Origin of the sequence: Vagococcus xieshaowenii, from assembly GCF_004792515.1 — a bacterium.
GTDB lineage: Bacteria > Bacillota > Bacilli > Lactobacillales > Vagococcaceae > Vagococcus_A > Vagococcus_A xieshaowenii.
Genome location: NZ_CP038865.1, coordinates 940,492 through 961,353, shown reverse-complemented (window position 1 = coordinate 961,353; position 20,862 = coordinate 940,492). Strand labels below are relative to the sequence as shown.

20 protein-coding genes are annotated in these 20,862 nt (G+C 34.2%); 1 reads left to right on the top strand and 19 read right to left on the bottom strand.

Annotated features, from left to right (window positions below):
* Window positions 1-71 precede the first annotated feature (71 nt).
* From E4Z98_RS04650 to E4Z98_RS04635, 4 genes are all read right to left on the bottom strand, one after another.
* Window positions 72-299: a YneF family protein gene (locus E4Z98_RS04650; RefSeq protein WP_135254757.1), complete on the bottom strand. Its 228-nt coding sequence runs from the start codon at window positions 297-299 to the stop codon at window positions 72-74.
* A 105-nt stretch (window positions 300-404) separates the two neighbouring features.
* Window positions 405-1,289 carry a deoxyribonuclease IV gene (locus E4Z98_RS04645; RefSeq protein ID WP_135254758.1) on the bottom strand — a complete coding sequence of 295 codons (885 nt, stop codon included), beginning with the start codon at window positions 1,287-1,289 and terminating at the stop codon, window positions 405-407.
* A gap of 72 nt (window positions 1,290-1,361) precedes the next feature.
* Window positions 1,362-1,910 (bottom strand): tryptophan transporter, encoded by a 549-nt coding sequence (locus E4Z98_RS04640; protein WP_135254759.1) that lies wholly within the window; start codon window positions 1,908-1,910, stop codon window positions 1,362-1,364.
* Between the two features lie 295 nt (window positions 1,911-2,205).
* Window positions 2,206-2,901 carry an HAD family hydrolase gene (locus E4Z98_RS04635; protein ID WP_135254760.1) on the bottom strand — a complete coding sequence of 232 codons (696 nt, stop codon included), beginning with the start codon at window positions 2,899-2,901 and terminating at the stop codon, window positions 2,206-2,208.
* Window positions 2,902-3,053: 152 nt separating this feature from the next.
* Here E4Z98_RS04635 and E4Z98_RS04630 point away from each other — a divergent pair, with 152 nt between their 5' ends.
* Window positions 3,054-5,465, top strand: a complete 2,412-nt coding sequence (locus E4Z98_RS04630) for a transglycosylase domain-containing protein (protein ID WP_135254761.1) — start codon at window positions 3,054-3,056, stop codon at window positions 5,463-5,465.
* Between the two features lie 43 nt (window positions 5,466-5,508).
* Here the strand turns inward: E4Z98_RS04630 and E4Z98_RS04625 are convergent, their stop codons facing one another.
* From E4Z98_RS04625 to asnS, 15 genes are all read right to left on the bottom strand, one after another.
* Window positions 5,509-5,967 (bottom strand): hypothetical protein, encoded by a 459-nt coding sequence (locus E4Z98_RS04625; RefSeq protein ID WP_135254762.1) that lies wholly within the window; start codon window positions 5,965-5,967, stop codon window positions 5,509-5,511.
* 66 nt (window positions 5,968-6,033) lie between these two features.
* Window positions 6,034-6,309 carry a DUF1294 domain-containing protein gene (locus tag E4Z98_RS04620; protein WP_135254763.1) on the bottom strand — a complete coding sequence of 92 codons (276 nt, stop codon included), beginning with the start codon at window positions 6,307-6,309 and terminating at the stop codon, window positions 6,034-6,036.
* A 7-nt stretch (window positions 6,310-6,316) separates the two neighbouring features.
* Window positions 6,317-7,552: a peptidase T gene (gene pepT / locus E4Z98_RS04615; protein WP_135254764.1), complete on the bottom strand. Its 1,236-nt coding sequence runs from the start codon at window positions 7,550-7,552 to the stop codon at window positions 6,317-6,319.
* Between the two features lie 21 nt (window positions 7,553-7,573).
* Window positions 7,574-8,377, bottom strand: a complete 804-nt coding sequence (locus tag E4Z98_RS04610) for a Nif3-like dinuclear metal center hexameric protein (RefSeq protein ID WP_135254765.1) — start codon at window positions 8,375-8,377, stop codon at window positions 7,574-7,576.
* Window positions 8,378-9,076 carry a tRNA (adenine(22)-N(1))-methyltransferase gene (locus tag E4Z98_RS04605; RefSeq protein ID WP_135254766.1) on the bottom strand — a complete coding sequence of 233 codons (699 nt, stop codon included), beginning with the start codon at window positions 9,074-9,076 and terminating at the stop codon, window positions 8,378-8,380. It lies immediately after the preceding gene.
* Between the two features lie 69 nt (window positions 9,077-9,145).
* Window positions 9,146-9,880 (bottom strand): type I 3-dehydroquinate dehydratase, encoded by a 735-nt coding sequence (gene aroD, locus E4Z98_RS04600; protein WP_135254767.1) that lies wholly within the window; start codon window positions 9,878-9,880, stop codon window positions 9,146-9,148.
* A 69-nt stretch (window positions 9,881-9,949) separates the two neighbouring features.
* Window positions 9,950-11,059, bottom strand: a complete 1,110-nt coding sequence (gene rpoD, locus E4Z98_RS04595) for an RNA polymerase sigma factor RpoD (protein ID WP_135254768.1) — start codon at window positions 11,057-11,059, stop codon at window positions 9,950-9,952.
* Window positions 11,060-11,081: 22 nt separating this feature from the next.
* On the bottom strand, window positions 11,082-12,920 hold the full coding sequence (gene dnaG / locus E4Z98_RS04590; protein WP_135254769.1) for a DNA primase: 1,839 nt from the start codon (window positions 12,918-12,920) through the stop codon (window positions 11,082-11,084).
* Window positions 12,921-13,125: 205 nt separating this feature from the next.
* Window positions 13,126-14,607: a PASTA domain-containing protein gene (locus tag E4Z98_RS04585; protein ID WP_167790937.1), complete on the bottom strand. Its 1,482-nt coding sequence runs from the start codon at window positions 14,605-14,607 to the stop codon at window positions 13,126-13,128.
* Window positions 14,600-15,274 carry an ABC transporter ATP-binding protein gene (locus E4Z98_RS04580; protein WP_135254771.1) on the bottom strand — a complete coding sequence of 225 codons (675 nt, stop codon included), beginning with the start codon at window positions 15,272-15,274 and terminating at the stop codon, window positions 14,600-14,602. Before E4Z98_RS04580 ends, E4Z98_RS04585 begins: the two co-directional genes overlap by 8 nt.
* A 13-nt stretch (window positions 15,275-15,287) precedes the next feature.
* Entirely contained in the window at window positions 15,288-16,823 is a 1,536-nt protein-coding gene (locus E4Z98_RS04575; RefSeq protein WP_135254772.1) for an ABC transporter permease, read from the bottom strand.
* A gap of 127 nt (window positions 16,824-16,950) precedes the next feature.
* A complete protein-coding gene (locus E4Z98_RS04570; protein WP_135254773.1) occupies window positions 16,951-18,126 on the bottom strand; it encodes a hypothetical protein in 1,176 nt (391 codons plus the stop codon).
* Window positions 18,119-19,027, bottom strand: coding sequence for an ATP-binding cassette domain-containing protein (locus tag E4Z98_RS04565; protein WP_135254774.1), 909 nt, complete (start codon window positions 19,025-19,027; stop codon window positions 18,119-18,121). The genes E4Z98_RS04570 and E4Z98_RS04565 overlap by 8 nt, the downstream gene beginning before the upstream one ends.
* Entirely contained in the window at window positions 19,017-19,406 is a 390-nt protein-coding gene (locus tag E4Z98_RS04560) for a GntR family transcriptional regulator (RefSeq protein ID WP_241856729.1), read from the bottom strand. Before E4Z98_RS04560 ends, E4Z98_RS04565 begins: the two co-directional genes overlap by 11 nt.
* A gap of 149 nt (window positions 19,407-19,555) precedes the next feature.
* Entirely contained in the window at window positions 19,556-20,854 is a 1,299-nt protein-coding gene (gene asnS, locus E4Z98_RS04555) for an asparagine--tRNA ligase (RefSeq protein WP_135254776.1), read from the bottom strand.
* Window positions 20,855-20,862: the final 8 nt, after the last annotated feature.

Here is a 20,862-nt window from a genome sequence, read left to right as displayed (position 1 = left end):
AATAAACATAAAAAGCGAGCACTTCTTCACAAGCGCTCGCTTTTTCGCATACGAATTGATTCTATCAAATCCTATTTTTTCTTCTGATTTTGATTTTTCATTGAAGCCATCATTTGACGGATTTTCTTTTCAGAAGGTTTTTGCCCCATTTGTGCCATTAAAGAGCGTAATAACTCTTCGTTGACGGGTGGATTTTTTTGTAAGTAATCTTCCATATATTTCTTTGCGATGAAGAAGCCGCCGACTAAACCAGCTAATAACGCTATAATAGCAATTAAAATTACCCATCCTGTACCCATTTAAATCGCCCCTTTCATCTATAATTTTTTCTTTCTCTCAACTATCAATTCTACTAAAAGAAAGACGTTTTGAAAAGGTTATTTTACTTTTTTAGTAAAATTTTGTTATTTTTGGATATCTTCCAATAAATTTGGGTTAAATTTTTGTTCTTTAAACATCTCAATTTCATGTTTATAAGGAGCTTTTGCTGTTTTTTTATCTTCTCCAACATAAGGCGTTTCTAATATTTTAGGTAAATCTTTTAATGCCTCATGATGCACAATACGATTAAGTGCTTCAAATCCAATTTCTCCAAATCCAATATTAGCATGGCGGTCTTTACCGGCCCCTCTAATATTTTTTGAATCATTGACATGAATGACTTTTAATCGATCTAATCCGATGATTTTATCAAATTCTGTTAACACAGCATCGAAGTCTGTCACATCATAGCCAGCATCATGTATGTGACACGTATCTAATGTTACTGATAACTTTTCATTTAATTCGACCCCTTCAATAATGCGAGCAAGTTCTTCAAAAGATCGACCAATTTCTGTTCCTTTACCGGCCATTGTTTCTAATGCAATTTGTGGTACTTGTTCTTTTGTCAGTACTTCGTTTAACCCTTTGATGATTTGGTTAATCCCTGCATCCACTCCAGCTCCGACATGAGCTCCGGGGTGCATAGTGATTTGAGTGCCTCCCAATGCTTGAGCACGCATGATTTCATCTTTTAAAAATTGAACAGCAAATGGAAAGTTTTCAGGCTTGGTTGTGTTGCCTAAATTAATAATATAGGGTGCATGTACCACCATATGGCTTAATCCAGCCTCTTTCATCATTAATTGTCCTTTTTCAATATTCATTTCTTCAACTGCTTTACGACGCGTATTTTGGGGTGCCCCAGTATATATCATAAATGTACTTGCGTTATAACTTGCTGCCTCTTGTGCAGCGCCTAATAGCATTGCTTTACCGCTCATACTTACGTGTGATCCTATTAACATTCGTTTCATTCCTCCTAAACTTATCTTCTTATTTATTGTATGTTTTTTCTAGTCAGATAACAATCTAATTGCTTAATATTCTTTTTTTGATACAAGGGCTAACAACTGAATCAAAAATTTTCCGATAAAGAAATTAATTGCCGCAGTGATTAAAATGGTGACGACTAACATGGGTAGTCCCATTTTAAAAATGATAAGTAACTCTGGCAACTGAAACATTTCGCCTATGATATAAACACTCAACACATACACACCCCCACTGACTAGCGTGCTAACAAAAAAGAGTAAGCCCTTATTAAACCTATTATTACTTGCCAATCCTTGACTAATTAATTGATAGATAGCTAAGCAAACAAATGCTGACACTAAACGATCTGCAAACGATGGCAATAAGAACAAGGGATTTCCTCCCGCTAGTAACGACATAGCCATCGTCAAAATGCTTGCCACCACTACTTGCTTGCTCGTTGGATGGATGATCACACATAGAAAAAGGAATACTAACGCAAAGTCAGGGCGAATAACGCCTAACAAATTTGGTGTTACCAAGGTTAATACTTGTCCTAACACGATAAAAATAGGGGTTAATGCTAAAATGTTGGTTTGTTTTGTTGTTTTCATTATGGTTTCCTCGCTTATAATTTTTTATGAATCACGATGCGAGTACTTTCTAACAACAAAAAAAGCATAGATTTCTCTATGCTTTAGGTAGTTTAGGCACAGATACATGTTTTAGAAAGTACTCTAAAATTGTATCTATGGTTTCAGTTCAGAAGCCATACATACAATAGTATCTTTGCCAGTTAAATAATGTTATAGAATTAGTTAATGTCAGTTCACTATTGTACATGTAAGTTGCTCCTCTCAGTAGTATTAATTTATACCTTAACATTTCATAATTATTTTGTCAAAATAATTATAAGTGTTCAATAAGTTGCTTTAATTCACTACTAGATGTTATTTCATAATTGGCTTGTCGTAATTTTGACGTATCTAAACGATATTTGTTTAAGAAAACTGTTTTCCAACCAGCGCCACTTGCTCCCATCACGTCATTTTCAAAATTATCCCCTACTAAGCATAATTCACTAGCAGGTAAACCTATTTGTTTTTCAACGTAGTCAAAAATACGTCTATCTGGCTTATCATATCCGATGGCACCTGAAACAAAAATATGCTCTTTTTTAAACCATTTTTCTAAATTTAAATGTTTAATCTTTTTCCATTGGTGAAGATCTTCTCCGTTACTTAGTATTCCTATCGGTAACTGATTCATCACACATTCATCTAATACTTTAACCATTTCTTCGTCTAATTCAATGGTTTCTTGAAATCCTTGATAGGCTTCTTGAAAATCTAGCGCTTGTTTCTCTGTAATTTCAATTCCCATCGCTTCAAACGAGCGACATAAGCGGTAACTAAACATTTCTAATTTTGTTATCTCGCCTCTTGTAAACATTGAATACGCCTCGATACTAAACCCTTGACGATGCTCAAATAATTCGATTAAATCAATTGTTTGAAACTTTTCTTCATAAAAAACTTCTTCAAACGCTTGTCTAAATGGTGACATTTGGTCATACAGTGTGTCATCTAAATCAAAAAAAATCATTAGTTAAAAACTACCCTTCATCAAATATTTCTGAAAATAACATGAATCTCTAGTGAAAGTATACATTATTTTTCATAAACATAAAAGTAAACCGTTTAAGCTAGGAACCGCTCCTATTTTTTGCTATAATGAAGTGATTGTAGATTAATGAGGTGATCGTACTGAAGACAAGAAGAAAAAACAAAAGAAGTAAAACAGTCAAAGACAAACTGATTTTTGGTGGAATTATTTCAATGGAAGTCATTAAATCCACCTTGTATCTATTCCTTGGACTCCTTTTATTAGGTGGCTCTTTAGGTGCCGGTATTGTCTTAGGCTATTTTACTAACTTAACGGAACATACTAAAATACCTGAAAAGAAAGAATTGAAAAAAGCCATTAATAATATCGAACTAGTTTCACATATTAATTACGCTGATGGTCAAAAAATTGCCGATTTACGTTCAGATATCGTGCGAACGAGAGTAAGCAGCGATCAAATATCGCCATTAATAAAAAATGCGTTAATTGCCACTGAAGATGAGTATTTTAATATTCATAAAGGCATCGTTCCCAAAGCATTAATTCGTGCAATGATTTCTGACGTCACAGGTCTTGGTGGACAATCTGGCGGTTCAACGATTACCCAGCAGTTAGTTAAACAACAGCTATTAACGAATGAACTAAGTTTTTCACGTAAAGCTAATGAAATTTTATATGCGGTAAAAGTTGAAGAGGAATTAAGCAAAGAAGAAATTTTAACGGCTTATTTAAATGTCTCGCCTTTTGGCCGTAATAATAAGGGCGAAAATATTGCTGGCGTTGAAGAAGCATCAGAAGGTATATTTGGTGTTAAAGCTAGTGAGGTTAATCTGCCACAAGCTGCTTATATTGCTGGCTTACCTCAAAGTCCCATCGTTTATAGTCCTTACACAAATACCGGTGAATTAAAAGACGATAATACAATTGGAATAGACAGACAGCAACAAGTCTTAGCGAATATGTATCGTGAGAAATTAATCAGTAAAAAAGAATATGAAGAAGCAAAAGCTTATGACATTTCAAAAGATTTCCGTAAACAAGAAAAAAACATACAAGATGATAAAGGTTACTTATATTACTTAGTTGAATCAGAAGCTATTAAAACGTTAATGAAGATGTACTATACCGCAGATAAATTAACAGATGCAGATATAGAAAAAGACGATAATCTTTATTCTAAATATTATACGCTTGCCGAACGAGATATACGTCTTAAAGGCTATACAATAGAAACGACAATCGACAAAGATGTCTACTATGCCATGAACAATGCAGTCAAAAATAATGAATGGCTTATTAATGATTGGTCAGGTAATCAAATTCAAAATGGTAGTGTTCTGATGGAAAATAGTACCGGTAAAGTACTCGGGTTTGTTGGTGGTCTAGATTATTCAGAAAACCAAAATAACCACGCATTCCAAACAAAACGCTCACCAGGTTCTACTATGAAACCAATATTAGCCTATGCACCTGCAATTGATGTCGGCTTAATTGGAAGTGAAACAATGTTACCAGATTTCAAGCGTAACTATAAAGGTAATTCAAGTGATGTCGAATTAACAAACTATGGAAAAACTTCTAGTGAATCATTCATTTCCGTTAGAAATGCATTGAAAAAATCTGGAAATATCACGGTAGTTAACCTTTATCAAGAGCTACTCAATGTAACCAATCCTGAAAGCTATTTTGACAAAATGAAGATAGATATGGGATCTGATGAATTTTTAAGAGAATCTATTCCACTTGGTGCGATGGATTATGGGATGAGTGTTTTCGAACAAACAAATGCGTATCAAACGTTAGCAAATGGTGGTACCTACCAAGAAGGTCATGTTATTCAAAAAATTACTGATTCAGAAGGCAATGTAGTTTTTGAGCATAAAAATGAGCCTGTTCAAGTGTACAAAAAATCAACAGCTTCAATCATGAATAATTTAATGAGAGATGTTTTAACAAGCGGTACTGGAACAACTGCGAAGAATTATTTATACGGAGATGTTGCATATGCAGATTGGGTAGGAAAAACTGGGACATCTGAAAGCGATCGTGATTTTTGGTTTACAGCATCCACACCTGGTGTCACGTTAAGCTCATGGATTGGTAAGTCAAATACTGATAATCCGAACAATGTTAACATGCCACAAACCTTTGGACAAAACAACATGCAGCTATGGGCGGCTATAGCTAATGCTGCCTATCAAGTAAAACCTGATGCGTTTGAAACAAATAAAAAATTTACACTTGATAGTTCTGTTAAATCTTATCAAGTCTCTGATAAAACTGGGACAACTATCGGATCATTCCAATATAACTCTCGTAACTACTATACACCTGGTAAAAACGTTACAGCCTATTACGCTGAAGGTAACAGTCCATCGGCTCCAACTTATCAATTTGGTGTAGGAGGAACAACAGAAAATTATGATAAGTTTTGGAATCAAGTAGCAAAAGATAATCAAAAGAAGAAAAATAATACAACTACCAAAAAAACAAATCAAAAAACAGAAAAGAAAAACGAGAAAAAAGATAAAGATGATGACTAAAAAACACTTCCTTTCGGAAGTGTTTTTTAGTCATCATTAATAGTCAGAAATAAAATCCTTCGTCCTCTAAATAACTTTCTGCTGCTTCTTTAGTTTTAAAAATAGCTTCAATTGTTTCAGTTTGCATAACAACTGCCCATACTGGATTGACATAGCGTAAACGTAAGACATCTCCACGTTCATCTTGCCACTCTTCTTCATAACCTTCTTCAAACCCATCAACAGTCTTTTTAAGCTCTTCAATTCCTAATTGAATGAAGCGTCTTAATTCACTTTCAGAAGCATCTCTAACGGAAACATACCCATCATTTGTCTCATCTGCTGGCAAATAACCTGCATAAACAAATGCATTATGGCTTTTGGGATGTAAATATTTTACAACGACCGTATGATCAACTGCACTTTCTGGATAGTGATAATTAATTCTATTCATTGAAACAGGTTGTGCTTGAAGTTCAGCAAATTCCTCAATAATTTTTTTCTTTTCATCAAATGTAAGCATCTTTCGTTCCTTTCAAAAAAAGCAATGAACCAGAAAAGACTTATTTCTAGCCCATTGCTACACTTTTTATATCCAACCAACCATTTTTGCAAAAAGGATAACCGCGATGATTAGCCCTAAAGAAAAAATAATTTTCACTCGTTGACGATTTTCTTTATGTCCTAAAATAATCATGGCAAGGGCACCACCTAAGCCACCCCCGCATAAACCAATCGTCATCATTTGCCATTCAGATACTGGCCATTCTTTTTTTCCTGTTTTTTGTTGATAATAATCTAACCACATCAACAGAAAAACATATACATTTGCTACAATCAGATAAACTAGAATTCCAGTACTCATTTATTGATTAAGCCTTTTGTTCGTTTAATTTAATAATACCTACGATAACATCAGTCGCTTTTTGCATGCTTTCAACAGCGACAAATTCAAAACGTCCATGCATATTTTCGCCTCCAGCAAAAATATTAGGTGTAGGTAAGCCCATATATGAAATCTTAGAACCATCTGTTCCACCACGTACAGGCTCAACTTTTGGTTCAATCCCAGCTTCAACCATTGCTTCTTTAGCTAATTCAATAATACTCATATCTTTTTCAATAACTTCGCCCATATTGTAATATTGATCATACATGTCAATTACAATACGTTCTTCATCAAAACGTGCATTCATGTTTGTTTGAATTTCAGTTATTAACGCTTTACGAGCTTCAAACGCTTCACGTTTATGATCACGAATAATATAACCCATTTTTGCTTCTTCTTCATTACCTGATAATTCCATTAAGTGGAAGAAACCTTCGTAACCTTCTGTAAATTGTGGACGTTCTTTGGCTGGTAATTGATTATCAAATTCAATCGCTAAAGATAACGCATTAATCATCGTATTTTTAGCTGTTCCTGGATGAACATTTTTACCATGAATGGTAATATTGGCTTGAGCAGCACTAAATGTTTCATAGTTCAATTCGCCAACTGGACCCCCATCCATTGTATAAGCAAAATCAACATCGAAATCTTCAACATCAAAGCGATCAGCGCCGACACCAATTTCTTCATCTGGACCAAAGGCCACTTTGATTTTACCATGTTTAATATCAGGTTGACTAATTAAGATTTCCATTGCAGTCATAATTTCAGCAATACCAGATTTATCATCTGCGCCTAATAATGTTGTACCATCTGTTGTAATAAGTGTTTGACCTGCATAATTAGCTAAGTTAGGGAAATCTTTCACTGTTAATTTATATTGACTATCACCTAATGTAATGTCTGATTGCCCATCATAGTTCTCAACAAATTGAGGATTAACTCCAACGGCATTAAAATCAGCTGTATCCATATGAGCAATAAATCCAATGCTGCGAACGCCTTCTTTGTCAGTATTACTTGGCAACTCAGCTGTTACAAATCCATTTGCTTCATTGTATTTCACATCAGACATGCCTAGTTCTTTTAGTTCTTCCACTAACATATGAGCGAATTCTACTTGTGTTGGTGTTGATGGAACTGTTTGGCTAGAATGATCTGAGCGTGTTTCTTTCTTTACATAATTAATAAAACGTGGCACTAAATTTTTGTACATTTGACGACAACTCCTTTAATTTTAATAATAAGAAAATGGATTAGTATTTTCCATTGACTCAACAATCTCTATATCCCAATTATACGCCTTTTTCCATTCATTACATAGAGAAACTATTTTTTCTTTACATAAAGATTCGATGTAATGACCCGCATCAATGACAGAAAAATCATCGGCTATCATATCATGACCTGTATGATAATAAACATCACCAGTTATATAGACATCGGCTCCAGCTTTTTGGGCATCTCGGTAAAACTTTTCCCCGCTTCCGCCACATATAGCCACACGTTTCACTATGTTTTGTGGTGAACGGCTAATCAATCTTAGACCATCTAATTTAAATGTATCTTTTACCTGATAAACTAATTCTTCTAGTGTCATTGCTTGTTTAATATCACCAACCCGACCAATACCGTATGATTGATTATTTATTTCGTGTGTTTTGGTAATATAGGTTGTCTCTTCTATTCCTAATAATTCACAGAACCAGTCATTTAAGCCGTTTGGCACAATATCCATATTTGTGTGTGCCGCATACACAGCTATATCATGACGTAATAAATCTGCAAACATTTGTTGCTGTGGATGATCTGTAATTAAATCTTTAACTGGGCGAAAAATAGGGGGATGTTTGGCAATTAATAGATCTATTTTCTTCTCAATTGCTTCGGCCACAACTTCTGGTCTAACATCCAACGTAATCATCACGCGTTTGATTTCTTTATTTAATGTCCCAATATGTAAACCAACTGGGTCTCCTGGCTCAGCCAGTTCAAGTGGGAAATACTCTTCAAATCTTTCGATAAATGCTGATGCTAGCATTTACATCACCTCTTCAATCCAACTGATTTTTTCTTTCACTTCGATTAATTTATTTGGTTCAACATGTGTAGCCTGTTCCATACTAGATAAAATATAGTGGTATTTTTCTAATTGATACTGCCATTTTTTGATAAAAATCTCATCATGATTTTTTAGTAAAAACGGACCAAAAAATAAAGTCTTATCGTCATAGTCTGTTTTATTACCTGTTTTTTCAGCAACGATTATTTCATAAATTTTTTGATCTTCTTCTAGAATATCTTCTAAAAGAATTTCATAGCCCTCTTGTTGTAACCAACGTCTTAATGTAGGTTCACCAACATTCGGTTGCAAAATAAGACGCTCTGTCCCAACCAGGTGACCTTTATGTTTCCCACGAGATAAAATGTCTCTAATCAGTGAGCCACCCATTCCGCAAATAGTGATAGCTGTAACATTATCTTCTTTAGAAAGAACTTCCAACCCATCTGCTAATCTTACAGAAATTTTATCTTCTAGTCCTAAAGAAGCTACTAAAGACTTCGCCGAATTAAAAGGTCCCTCTACAACCTCTCCAGCAATCGCACGCGTAATTTTATTATTTAAATATAACCAAGCAGGTAAATAAGCATGATCTGATCCAATGTCTGCCACTACAGCATCTTTTGGTACAAAACTTGCCACTCTTTCTAACCGTTTGGATAATTTTTGTTCATTCATTTTTTCACTACTTTCTAAATAATCTAGTTTAATTATATCATAATAATGATTGGCGTCTTGTATTTTTTATCATTTAAATTGTGATAGCAACTCTTTAGCTTGTTCAATTGTCATCTGACCTGGTGCAGACAAAGCGTCTAGACTTACAAATGTTAGCCAGCTGTTAAGCTGCTTCGTTAACACACGAGTAACCTTACCTAGTTCCCCCATTGCAATCATAATCACTGTTTCTTCTTTGCCTACTTCATATGAAACAGACATCACATTTAAGACATCCTCAAAATCTCGTGGCATCTGGGCTAGTTTGTATACAGAAGATGGATAGTAATGTTGCATCTCTTTCAAAAGCTTCATCATCTCTTCTTTTGATAATGTCTTTGTAAAGTCATGATAACTAATAACAAGAATAATCTGTTGATGCTTCAGTAACGTCAACAACCCTTCATGATTTTTGACAGAATGAAATTGAATGTCAAGAAAATCTATGATTAAATGCGTTGCATATTGTTCAATCAATTGAACGTATAAGCTGTCTGAAATATCAGCTTTACCACCTTCTCTTTTTGTTCGTAAGGTTACTAACAGTGGAATATTATTAAGTTTAGGGGTTATTTTATTTACTAAATCAGTCATCAAATCAATCGTTTCAAAGTCATCAAAATAGTCAACGCGCCACTCAATAATGTCCGGCTTTGCGTTCACAAGTTTATCTACTTCAACTAACAAGTCCGCTTCATTTCTTGCCATTAAAGGTAAACAAATATTGCTATGCGTTTTAAATGGCTTATTTGCTCTTGTCATCATCTTAACAATACCTCCTCTACAAAAAAAGAGTGTAACGGAAAGTTCGTCACACTCTTATAATGGTTATGTTTATTCTAAGAAATCTTTTAATTGTTTAGAACGTGATGGATGACGTAATTTTCTCAATGCTTTAGCTTCAATCTGACGAATACGTTCACGAGTAACACCGAATACTTTTCCGACTTCTTCTAACGTGCGCGTACGACCATCATCTAGACCAAAACGTAAACGTAAAACATTCTCTTCACGATCTGTTAGTTGATCTAACACATTTTCTAATTGTTCTTTTAACATTTCGTATGCAGCATGTTCAGCTGGACTTGTTGCATCTTGATCCTCAATAAAGTCCCCAAGGTGCGAATCGTCCTCTTCACCAATTGGCGTTTCTAATGAAACAGGTTCTTGTGAGATTTTTAAGATTTCACGTACTTTTTCAGTTGGTAAATCCATTTCTGCACCAATTTCTTCAGGTGTTGGTTCGCGTCCTAAATCTTGTAATAATTGACGTTGAATACGAATCAATTTATTAATTGTTTCGACCATATGAACTGGAATACGAATCGTTCTTGCTTGATCGGCAATCGCACGCGTAATAGCTTGACGAATCCACCATGTTGCATAAGTAGAGAACTTGAAACCTTTTGTATGGTCAAATTTTTCAACAGCTTTCATTAATCCCATATTACCTTCTTGGATTAAATCTAGAAACTGCATTCCACGACCAACATAACGTTTAGCAATACTAACAACTAAACGTAAGTTAGCTTCAGCTAATTTTTGTTTAGCTTCTTGATCGCCATCTACAATACGTAAAGCCAAATCAATCTCTTCTTGTGCTGTTAATAAATCTACACGACCGATTTCTTTTAAATACATACGAACTGGGTCATTGATTTTAACTCCAGCTGGGGCAGACAAATCTTCATCTTTTTGATCAATTTCATCTTCTGTTTGTAAACTTCTTTTTGCTGGTTCACCATCTTCATCAACTACGCTGATTCCTTGATCTTCGACACGTTGAATCAAGCTATCCATCCCTTTATCACCTAATTCATAAGGTGTTGCGATTTTATCAGTTAATTCATCATATAAAATGGAACCTTTTACTTTGTGTTCTTTAATCAGTGCAGTAACTGCTTGATTATAAGTCACCTTATTTGTTTCTTTTTGGTTTGCCATGGACCATGCCCCCTAATATATTCTAATCCTTAAGTAACTTTTGGATATTAATTATCTCAATTGTTAATTGAAGTTCTAATTCTTTGTTTCCAATACGTGATGCTTCTTTTTGTTGCATCAATTTTTCTTGTTTCAATTGTTCAAGGTTAGCTTTATTAATTGTGCGAATGTAATCATTAATTTCTTGTTGACTACTTTCTTCTGACATATCTAAATAGCTAATTTGAATTAATTTATTTTTTAATCGTTCGTCTGTTAACGCATTTAAAAAATCTGCTTCTAAAAATTCATCATGCAACATCTTGTATTCAGAATATATCTGAAAGATTTCTTGATACTCTTCATGAATAAAGTTGAAGTCTGGAATATTTTTTATCATTGACGCCGTACTACTTTCATGCAATATGCGATACATTAACATTTGTTCTGTTTTTTCAGCTAGTGACATTTTGGAAACTTGTTGTACTTGTGGTATCACAATCTCTGGCTGATAAACATCACGACGTTTGGATTGTCGTTCTTGCGTTTGATTAGATAATCCTTTTTGAATTTCTGCTTGAATTGCTTCAACCGAGACATCAAAATTATCTGCTAGTTGTTTAATGTACACTTCACGTTCAATGACAGAATTGACCGATAATAATTCTGTTACCATCGTGTTCAAATAGTCAAAGCGGTCGTGTTCGTTTTCTAAATTTTTATTCTGCTTATAATAATCTAATTTAAAAGTAAACGGAGATTCACGTTGATTTCTCAATAGATGGATGAAACGTTCAGATCCATACTTTTGAATAAATTCATCTGGATCCATCTTTTCTGGTAATAAGACAAGGCTTATATCTAGTGCTGACTGCTCACTAATTGTTTTTAATGCGCGAAAGCTTGCTTCTTTACCGGCATTATCCCCATCATAACAAATTAATAGTTGACCTACCGTTCGTTGTAATGTATTGATTTGTTCTCCCGTTAAGCTCGTCCCCATTGAAGCAACACCATTGGTAATTCCTGCATTATGTGCCGCAATGACATCCATAAATCCTTCAAACAACACTAATTCATTTTCTTTACGTCCTGTTTTTCTAGCTTCATAGAAATTATACAATACTTGTCGTTTGTTAAAAATTTCAGTTTCAGGACTGTTTAAGTATTTCGGACTCTTCTTTTGATCCAATAAATATTGATCAAATAATCTTCCCGAAAAAGCGACTAGTTTCCCTTGATTATTGCGTATTGGAAACATGATACGTCCAAAAAAACGATCAACGAATTCACCATTGTCACGTAACGACATTAGGCCAGATGCTTCTAATAGTTCTTCACTATAACCTTCATTTTCAAATACTTTTCGTAACAAGCTATTTTCAGATGGTGCAAAACCTATACCAAAGTGCTCAATTTGTTCATCTGTTAAACCACGCTGATAAAGATATTCTAATGCAGGCTCACCTACTTTGGTTTTTAACAGAACGTGTTGAAATAAGGTTGCTGCTTTTTCATGCATTTCGATTAGTGTATCAATTTTTCTTTTTTGTCCTGTTTCATTAACAGACATCTCTGGTTGGAATTGATAATTAATCTCAACATGGCTTGTTTGTGCAACTTTTTCAACAGATTCTACAAAGGATAAGCCATCAACTTCTTGAAGAAATTGAAAAACATTCCCACCTTTGCCACAACCGAAGCAATGAAAAATCTGCTTATCTTCCGCAACTGAAAACGACGGGGATTTTTCATCATGGAATGGACATAATCCAAAGTAATTTTTTCCTGATTTTTTCAGTTGAACATATTGGCCAACAACATCGACGATATTCACTTGATGCCTTATGTCATCAAGAACTTCTTGTGGTATCCTGCTCAACTTTCATCACCCTTAGTCACTTATTAAAATTCATTCGATTAAAAATCGCCCTAAGCTACCCTAGCGCGAAGTTTTTCGAACATAAATTTACATAATCTATTATAGCACAATTCGTTGGTATAACAAAAGATTTCTATTCAAAAATGATATTTATCTAAAAAAGAGTGAGCCAAACTTTGGCTCACTCTTCTTCCTATTTAGTTCTTTAGTTTGCAATATCTTCTAAGCTGTCTTTTGTTTCAGGTAATTCCTTATCTAGCTCATCCTCTTGGTATTTGGGTACCTCAGATGCTTTACTTCCATCACTTATGCCGATTGAAACATGATAGTCTGTTGAAACAAATTCATTATATAAACTCATTTTGACCACTGTTCCTTTTGGCTCACTTGATGGTGTTCGGTATGTGGTATACGTAATATTTGCTCCTTTAGATTGATAATCATTAAAGAAACGTTCAGCTAAATCCCCCTCTAGCTCTCCTATATAGGAACGTAAATAAGGTTGTCCAACCGAGTACTCCACAGTAATAGTGGGAAGTGGCTCACCTTCATAATATTTTTTCCCAGCTTCAACTGATTGTGAAAGAAGCCCCCCAAACGACACGCTATCAGAAAACTTTTCGTTAACTTGCACTGTTAAACCAGTAATTTCTTCCACAGTATTCTTGTTATAAAGAGAAAAATCCGGCACAATAATTGGCTTGCCTTTAGAAATAGTAAAAGATAAACACTCACGTTTAGCTACCTTCACAGTTGGTTCCACACTCTGAGTGAGGACCTTCCCTTTTTCCTCATCAGAATCGACCCACTTAACTGTCGCTTTTATTTCATTGGCTTTCACCCATTCATCTAACTTGCCTTTATCTTTTTTCTTAAAATCAGGCATCGCAATATTTTTTTCAAATACTTCTTTTCCTTTTGAATAGGTTAAAATCATCTGGTCTTCACGTTTATATTTTTTCTTATCGAAATCTTTTTGAGAAAATTCTTGTTTGATTAATTTTTTAGCCGCTACTTTATCATTATACTCTTCAGAAATTGTAACGTTTTCTGCTTTATTACTTTCTATCCATTCTTGAGCTTGGGTAATGGTCATCTCTTCAAACGTTGGCAAAGCGATAAGCTCTTTGGGGTCAGGACCTAAACTTGTTTGCACGATCAATTTGTCTTTTTTCTTCATTCGCTTGCCCGCTGTTTGATTTTGTTTAACTACAGCATTAATTTTTTCATCAAAATCATATACTTGTTCTGGTGAAATCTTCACGCCGGAATCGACGCCCCATTCTCTTACTTCACTCACATTTTTACCCACAAAATCTGGTACCTTAACAGTAGAAAATTGATAATAAGCAAACAAACATCCCATCAACACAATAATGGCAGATACTGCTATCAGTAACTTTTTTCTTATTTGTTTTTTTCGATAAGTTGGATCTGTTATCGTCTGTGTGTCTTCATCAAATATAGGTTGACTAGAAGCGGACGTTTTATGTTGATCCTTTTTTTCAGTTGGGTTATTCAACTGAGATTTTTGTTCATTCTCTTTTCCATTTAATTCAACTGAATCATTTGTTCTTTCTTCCGTAGATGTTTCTTCTAGAGGAGATTTATCAGAATGACGTTCTTTTTTTCTCGGTTGTTTATTTCCATAATTATCATTGGTGAAGTTTGATAAAAAATCACTCATTAAACAGTAACCCTCCCTTACGAAGCGTAATTGATGCATCTGCTTGTTCCGCAATTTCGCCAGAATGGGTTACGACAATTACACATTTTCCATGCTTATGTGCTAACTCCTTAAAGATTTCAATAATCTCTTCTTCTTTTCCCTCATCTAAATTACCGGTGGGTTCATCGGCTAAAATGACATCAACGTTTGTAGAAAGTGAACGTGCAATCGCTACACGCTGTTGTTCTCCACCTGATAGCTGATTAACTTGACGATCAGCTTTTGCTTTATCTAGTCCTATGTAATCCAATAAATTATACGCAATCTCACGCTCATTACCTGGCAACTCATTGTCGGTAATAGACATATTAACTAATACATTTTCAACAGCTGTTAGATATGGAATTAAATTATAGCTTTGAAAAATAATACTAATATTATCTCTTCGGAACTGTTCATATCCAATTTCTTTGATATCTTTCCCTTCAAAATAAATCGTGCCTTCTTTAGGTGTTTCTAACGCACTTAATAACGAAAGAAAGGTTGTTTTTCCTGAACCAGATTGCCCCACAATCGCATAAAATTTACCTTTTTCAAAACTAATAGAAGTATCTTTTAAAATATATCTCATTTGATCGCCATCTTGATAATAGTAATTAATATTTTTCGCTTCTAGTATCGCCATTACTCTTCGCTCCTTACATTAGTATTTTCTTAGGATTTAGTCTGACAATGTACAATAACGGTACTAGGACCGATAATATAATCACACCTAAACCTGCAGCATAAAATAATCCAATAAATTTAGGTGTTAATTTCACCTCATACGCATCCAACACGTCCTCTTGACTAACGCTCTTGCCGCCCAAATATTGATATTCAAATTCTGATTTATAATCATCCTGTGCTGTTTCATTTTCTTTCTTAACATTGGCTGCAATCATTGAATTGGAGACTGATTTAGCCACAAAATTACCACTAACAACAGACGCGCTTAATGCGACAAAACCAATTAACATCACTTCAATTATTATTTGACCGATTACTTTGCGACGTTTCTCACCCATTGATAAGTAAACGCCTAATTCATGTTTACGATCACGCAAGAATAGCAACACAACTAAAGTAACAATGATAATTGAAGCACCAATTGCTACCCACAGTACAATATTAGCTAACTTCGACATTTGATTTAATGGTCCTGCAACTTCATTATACTGGTCAGTTGAAAGTAAGACTTTCTCGTATTTCGTTAACAATGCCTGTGCATCTTCTCTAAACGATTCGGCATCTTCTGGTGATTTCAACATATAAAACGGTTGACCAAATGAATACTCCTTTTCAATCTCATCAAGAGATAAATCTCCATACATATTGTCATAAAAAGATGGATTTGCTTTTTTGACTGCTTCAGCAATTTGACGTGTATTCTTGACGATCGTCTTATTGGGCATATACACGGTATTTTGTAACTCAATTTTTTGCATTTCTGAAGCAAATTTGTCTTCTTCATTATCAGATTTACTTGCTTCTTTTGACTTGTCAACTAAATCAAAAAAGCCAATTATCTCAATCGATAAATTAACTGTTACACTATTATCTTTAGTTAGTACTGGTTCTTCAACCATTCCTTCGCTCTCAGATTCAGCGCTATCATCAATCCAAGAAAAATCTTGTATTTGATCTATCACCATTTTATCCCCTATTTTCAGATGATTGGCTTTTGCCAATTCTGTAGAAATTAACCCCACTTGCTTCCCTTCATTAATATCACTTTCTGAAAAGACACGACCATCTTTTAGTTGGATGATTCCTTTTTTAATATCACTAATTTCGGGTTGGTTACCTCCCGAATAATTAAGACCTGACATACCACCCATATTATCAGACGTAATCGTTTTTATTTTTTTCGTTTGTTCATATGCGTTCATTGTGTAATCCATATATTCAACTTGAGGTAATTCACCAATCTGATTGACCACTTTAATATCTTGCGATTTCAAATCATTATAATCAAAATCTTCTGAAACCTTTTCTAATTTATCATAGTCAACCGTTAATGTAGCGGTTGCATTTAATGACTTTTTAATATTTTTTTCAACGTTCCCTGTGGCTTGCTGAATGGCAATAGCTCCTGCAATCACGTTTCCTAAAATAAAAATAACTGCAAATAAAATCAATGACTTGCCTTTCTTGCGTGCGACACTTGCCCAAGCTCTTTGTATGTAATTCATAAAATCCCCCCTTTATTCATTATAATATACCAATTAACGTTAAATAAATCTACTTTTAATATACAAATTGCGAAAAAAAAGTACGAATATTTAATTCGTACTTTTCATATTAGTTATTTATTAATTATTATGATCTACTTTGCTTCATTTTAAATGGCAGCTCACGATAAATAAGTAAATGAAATACAACATATATCAAAATCATTGACACTAGCATCATAGCGATCATGATAACTAGGGTGCTCATTTTTTCATAGATAATACCACCGTATAAATCCACTGAAAAAACACTGAAGAAAATATAAATCATCGCCGTTATTAAAACAGGTTTTTTCAAGAAATCAAAGGCTAAATATTGATGCGCATTATCTGTGCTTAATTGTTGGAACAACCAATAGCTCACACCGATACATCCCACTATAATGATAACCATGCTTATCCATTGTGATATTGGGACACTATTATTGCTATAGTCACTTACCCAATTGTCTAAGGAGTAACGCGTATAATCAATCCCAGTGCCATTTGTATAATCATCATACTCACCATTAAATATAATCATCCAATCAACTATACTACTTTTAAAATAATCTATCGATAAGAAAAAGGCCATCACGGTTGGAGCTGCAAATAACCATTGTCCCATAATAATACCTGCCAAAACTGATACGTAAAAGAAACATGCACCCAGCAACAAACACGCCACTACGCTTGGTATTAATTCTCCCACAGAAACAGCTAGATTTTCTTTGGGTATTGACTTAAATATACCCAGCAAGTAAATAATCGTTCCTATAATATGACTAGTAAAAAAAGCTAAGCTAAACATTCCTAATTTACTATTAAAAATTTGTTTCCTTGTAAAACGTGAAGAAAACAACGCTTGATTAAAGTTAGCATTATTATCATATAGAAAGACTGCTAACCCTAAGAAAATAGTTAATAACGAAACGAGAGTAAAAAAGTTACTACCATAGTAGTTTATACCATAATAATCTTGACTAAACACCTTGTTGTTTTCAATACTCTGTTCTTGATACTCTTTGAAATTATTAGTAAACTGCTCTTCTCCTTCATCCGTTATAGAAGACATTACGCCATCTATGCCAGCTTTTTTGTTTTCTTTCATTTCTTCATAAAAATTTTCTTTAAATACCTTCGAATGATAATAGTCATCCTGATCTTTCCAACTATTGTATTGAGATACAGTTGATTGTATATAACTTCCAATAATAACCGCTACTGCAACAAGTAAGATTAATTTATGGCGTTGCCAAATGATTTTTAGTAAAGAATTATTCATCAGCATTCCCTCCTTTTTTAGCTATTACTAACTCTGTATCATCTAAAACTTGTGATGCTACAACATCTTCAAGACTAACTGGTAATTCTTCAAATAATATAGGTTCATGGCTTGAAATTTCAGTTATTAATTCTGGCGAAAGTTGATGGAAAAGCGCTACTGTCACTTTACCACGAGATTCTAAAATAGTTGCATTTTCAGTTACTAACCGTGGCAACTCATTATTTGGGAATATCATTTGAATCTTCTTAATCGATTCCTTCACTTCGTTTAATTGATAATTTTTAACTAGGCGACCTTTTTTAATAATTAATGCTCGGTCTATAATGTACTCTAACTCCAGTAAATTATGTGAGCTAATCAGCAATGTTTTTTTAGCCTCGGCTACTTCTTCTAACATCAATTGTAGTGCTTGCTTCTTCACATAAAAATCTAACCCATCTAATGGCTCATCTAATAAAATATACGTTGCATTAGTACAAATAGCCAAAATAATAAGCAATAACCCTTGCATACCTTTTGAGTATGTTCGGTAAGATTTATTTATAGGCAATTGATAGGCATCAACTAATCCTAAAAAACGATGCGTATCAAACGATGGATATAGCTCTTGATACTGTTTAGCTATAGTCTTTGGTGTCATGCCACTTAAACTATGATACTGACTGTCTATATAAAAAATTTGGCTATAAAGCTCACGATGACGATCGATGTTTTCTTCATTAATAAATATATGTCCCTTTGTTTTGTTATAGTGATTAGCAATCAAGCGAAAAATAGTGGTTTTCCCTTCACCATTTCGACCAATCAGACCAACTATTTCTCCTTTTTTTAATTCAAAATTTACATCATCAATAATTAAACGTTGTTCTATTTCTTTACTTAAATGTTCAACTTTCATTTTTCATTCCTCCGTTTGACTTTACAGCTTCCTTAATCCAAGCCAATAATTCCCCTTCACCAACCTGTTGATAATTTGCTTCAACCACTAACTCAATTAGTTTTTCTTTAATTGCTTGAACTTTGCGTTCATCACGTGCTGTATTGACCTGTTCTGCCACGAAAGTTCCTTTCCCACGAATGGTCATAATAATCCCTTCCGATTCAAGTTGCTTATAAGCCTTACTGATTGTATTTGGATTAATCAACAATTGGCTAGCTAATTCTCTAACAGAAGGTAATTTTTCATTCACCTCAAGAATTCCTAACATAATATCTTGTTTTATTCCATAAACCACTTGCTCATAGAGCGGCTTGCGACTCCTTTTATCAAGTTGCAATGTTATTCCTCCTTCCATCTAACTGTTCTATGTGTACTATACTAACCAACACACTTAAGACTGTCAAGTAGAAAAAAATTTAAATAACTACTAACTATTTCCCCATAAAAAAAGAGCCCTATAAAAGGACTCTTACATTAACTGTTATTCTATGGGTAAATTCTGTGTAACATACGTGGGAATGGGCTAGCTTCACGGATATGTTCAATACCTGAAATCCATGTAACTGCACGTTCTAAACCTAAACCAAATCCTGAATGTGGAACTGGACCGTATTTATTTAAATCTAAATACCAACCGTATTCATCAAGGCTCAAGTTGTTTTCTTCTAAACGTTGTTTCATATTATCATAACCAATCGCACGTTCACTACCACCAATAATCTCACCGTAACCTTCTGGCGCAATTAAGTCTGCACAAATCACAACATCATCGCGATCTTCTGGTGATGGCATGTAGAATGGTTTGATACCTTTAGGATAGTTTGTAATAAACACTGGCTTGCTAAAATGGTTAGCAATAAATGTTTCATGAGGTGAACCAAAATCATCGCCCCATGTAATATCATCGAAATCATTTTCGTTTAATAATTTAATCGCATCATCATATGAAATGCGTGGGAATGGTAATTCTGTATAGATTTTTAATAACTCTTTGTCTCGACCTAAAACGTCTAACGCATAATCACAATTGTCTAATACTGATTGTACCAAGAATGCTACATACTGCTCTTGAACTTGTAAACTTTCTTCATGCTTAACAAATGCCATTTCTGGTTCAATCATCCAAAATTCAGTCAAATGACGACGTGTTTTAGATTTTTCAGCACGGAATGTTGGACCAAATGAGAATACTTTACCAAATGCCATTGCCGCTGCTTCAGCATACAACTGACCTGTTTGAGATAGATAAGCATCTTGACCAAAGTAATCAGTAGAAAATAACTCTGTTGTTCCTTCTGGTGCGCTACTTGTTAAGATTGGTGGATCAATCTTAGTAAATCCACGGCTGTTATAAAATTCATAAGTTGCACGAATAATTTCGTTACGAATTTGCATAATGGCATGTTGACGACTTGAACGTAACCACAAATGACGATTATCCATTAAGAAGTCAGTACCATGTTCTTTTGGTGTAATAGGGTAGTCATTACTTTCGCCTACTACTTCAATATTTTGAATACCAATTTCATAACCAAATTTTGAACGTGAATCTTCACGAATTTCACCGGTTACAATAACTGATGTTTCTTGACTTAACCCTTTTGCTGTATTAAATACCTCTTCCGGTACTTCTGTTTTTACGACTACACCTTGGAAAAAGGCTGAGCCATCACGTAATTGTAAAAAAGCGATTTTTCCGCTTGAACGTTTATTAGCAATCCAACCACCAATTTGAACGATTTCGCCTACGTGGTCTTTAGAATCAATAATACGAATTCTTTCCATCTCTTAAA

Excerpts from the sequence above, each read along its gene's own strand:
- E4Z98_RS04605 (WP_135254766.1), bottom strand. The coding sequence starts at position 9,076 with ATGAATGAACAAAAATTATCCAAACGGTTAGAAAGAGTGGCAAGTTTT.
- E4Z98_RS04575 (WP_135254772.1), bottom strand. The coding sequence starts at position 16,823 with ATGAATTACATACAAAGAGCTTGGGCAAGTGTCGCACGCAAGAAAGGC.
- aroD (WP_135254767.1), bottom strand. The coding sequence starts at position 9,880 with ATGATGACAAGAGCAAATAAGCCATTTAAAACGCATAGCAATATTTGT.
- E4Z98_RS04565 (WP_135254774.1), bottom strand. The coding sequence starts at position 19,027 with ATGAAAGTTGAACATTTAAGTAAAGAAATAGAACAACGTTTAATTATT.
- pepT (WP_135254764.1), bottom strand. The coding sequence starts at position 7,552 with ATGTACAAAAATTTAGTGCCACGTTTTATTAATTATGTAAAGAAAGAA.
- E4Z98_RS04610 (WP_135254765.1), bottom strand. The coding sequence starts at position 8,377 with ATGCTAGCATCAGCATTTATCGAAAGATTTGAAGAGTATTTCCCACTT.
- E4Z98_RS04645 (WP_135254758.1), bottom strand. The coding sequence starts at position 1,289 with ATGTTAATAGGATCACACGTAAGTATGAGCGGTAAAGCAATGCTATTA.
- E4Z98_RS04580 (WP_135254771.1), bottom strand. The coding sequence starts at position 15,274 with ATGGCGATACTAGAAGCGAAAAATATTAATTACTATTATCAAGATGGC.
- E4Z98_RS04620 (WP_135254763.1), bottom strand. The coding sequence starts at position 6,309 with ATGAGTACTGGAATTCTAGTTTATCTGATTGTAGCAAATGTATATGTT.
- rpoD (WP_135254768.1), bottom strand. The coding sequence starts at position 11,059 with ATGGCAAACCAAAAAGAAACAAATAAGGTGACTTATAATCAAGCAGTT.
- E4Z98_RS04640 (WP_135254759.1), bottom strand. The coding sequence starts at position 1,910 with ATGAAAACAACAAAACAAACCAACATTTTAGCATTAACCCCTATTTTT.
- E4Z98_RS04585 (WP_167790937.1), bottom strand. The coding sequence starts at position 14,607 with ATGAGTGATTTTTTATCAAACTTCACCAATGATAATTATGGAAATAAA.
- asnS (WP_135254776.1), bottom strand. The coding sequence starts at position 20,854 with ATGGAAAGAATTCGTATTATTGATTCTAAAGACCACGTAGGCGAAATC.
- E4Z98_RS04625 (WP_135254762.1), bottom strand. The coding sequence starts at position 5,967 with ATGCTTACATTTGATGAAAAGAAAAAAATTATTGAGGAATTTGCTGAA.
- E4Z98_RS04635 (WP_135254760.1), bottom strand. The coding sequence starts at position 2,901 with ATGATTTTTTTTGATTTAGATGACACACTGTATGACCAAATGTCACCA.
- E4Z98_RS04650 (WP_135254757.1), bottom strand. The coding sequence starts at position 299 with ATGGGTACAGGATGGGTAATTTTAATTGCTATTATAGCGTTATTAGCT.
- E4Z98_RS04570 (WP_135254773.1), bottom strand. The coding sequence starts at position 18,126 with ATGAATAATTCTTTACTAAAAATCATTTGGCAACGCCATAAATTAATC.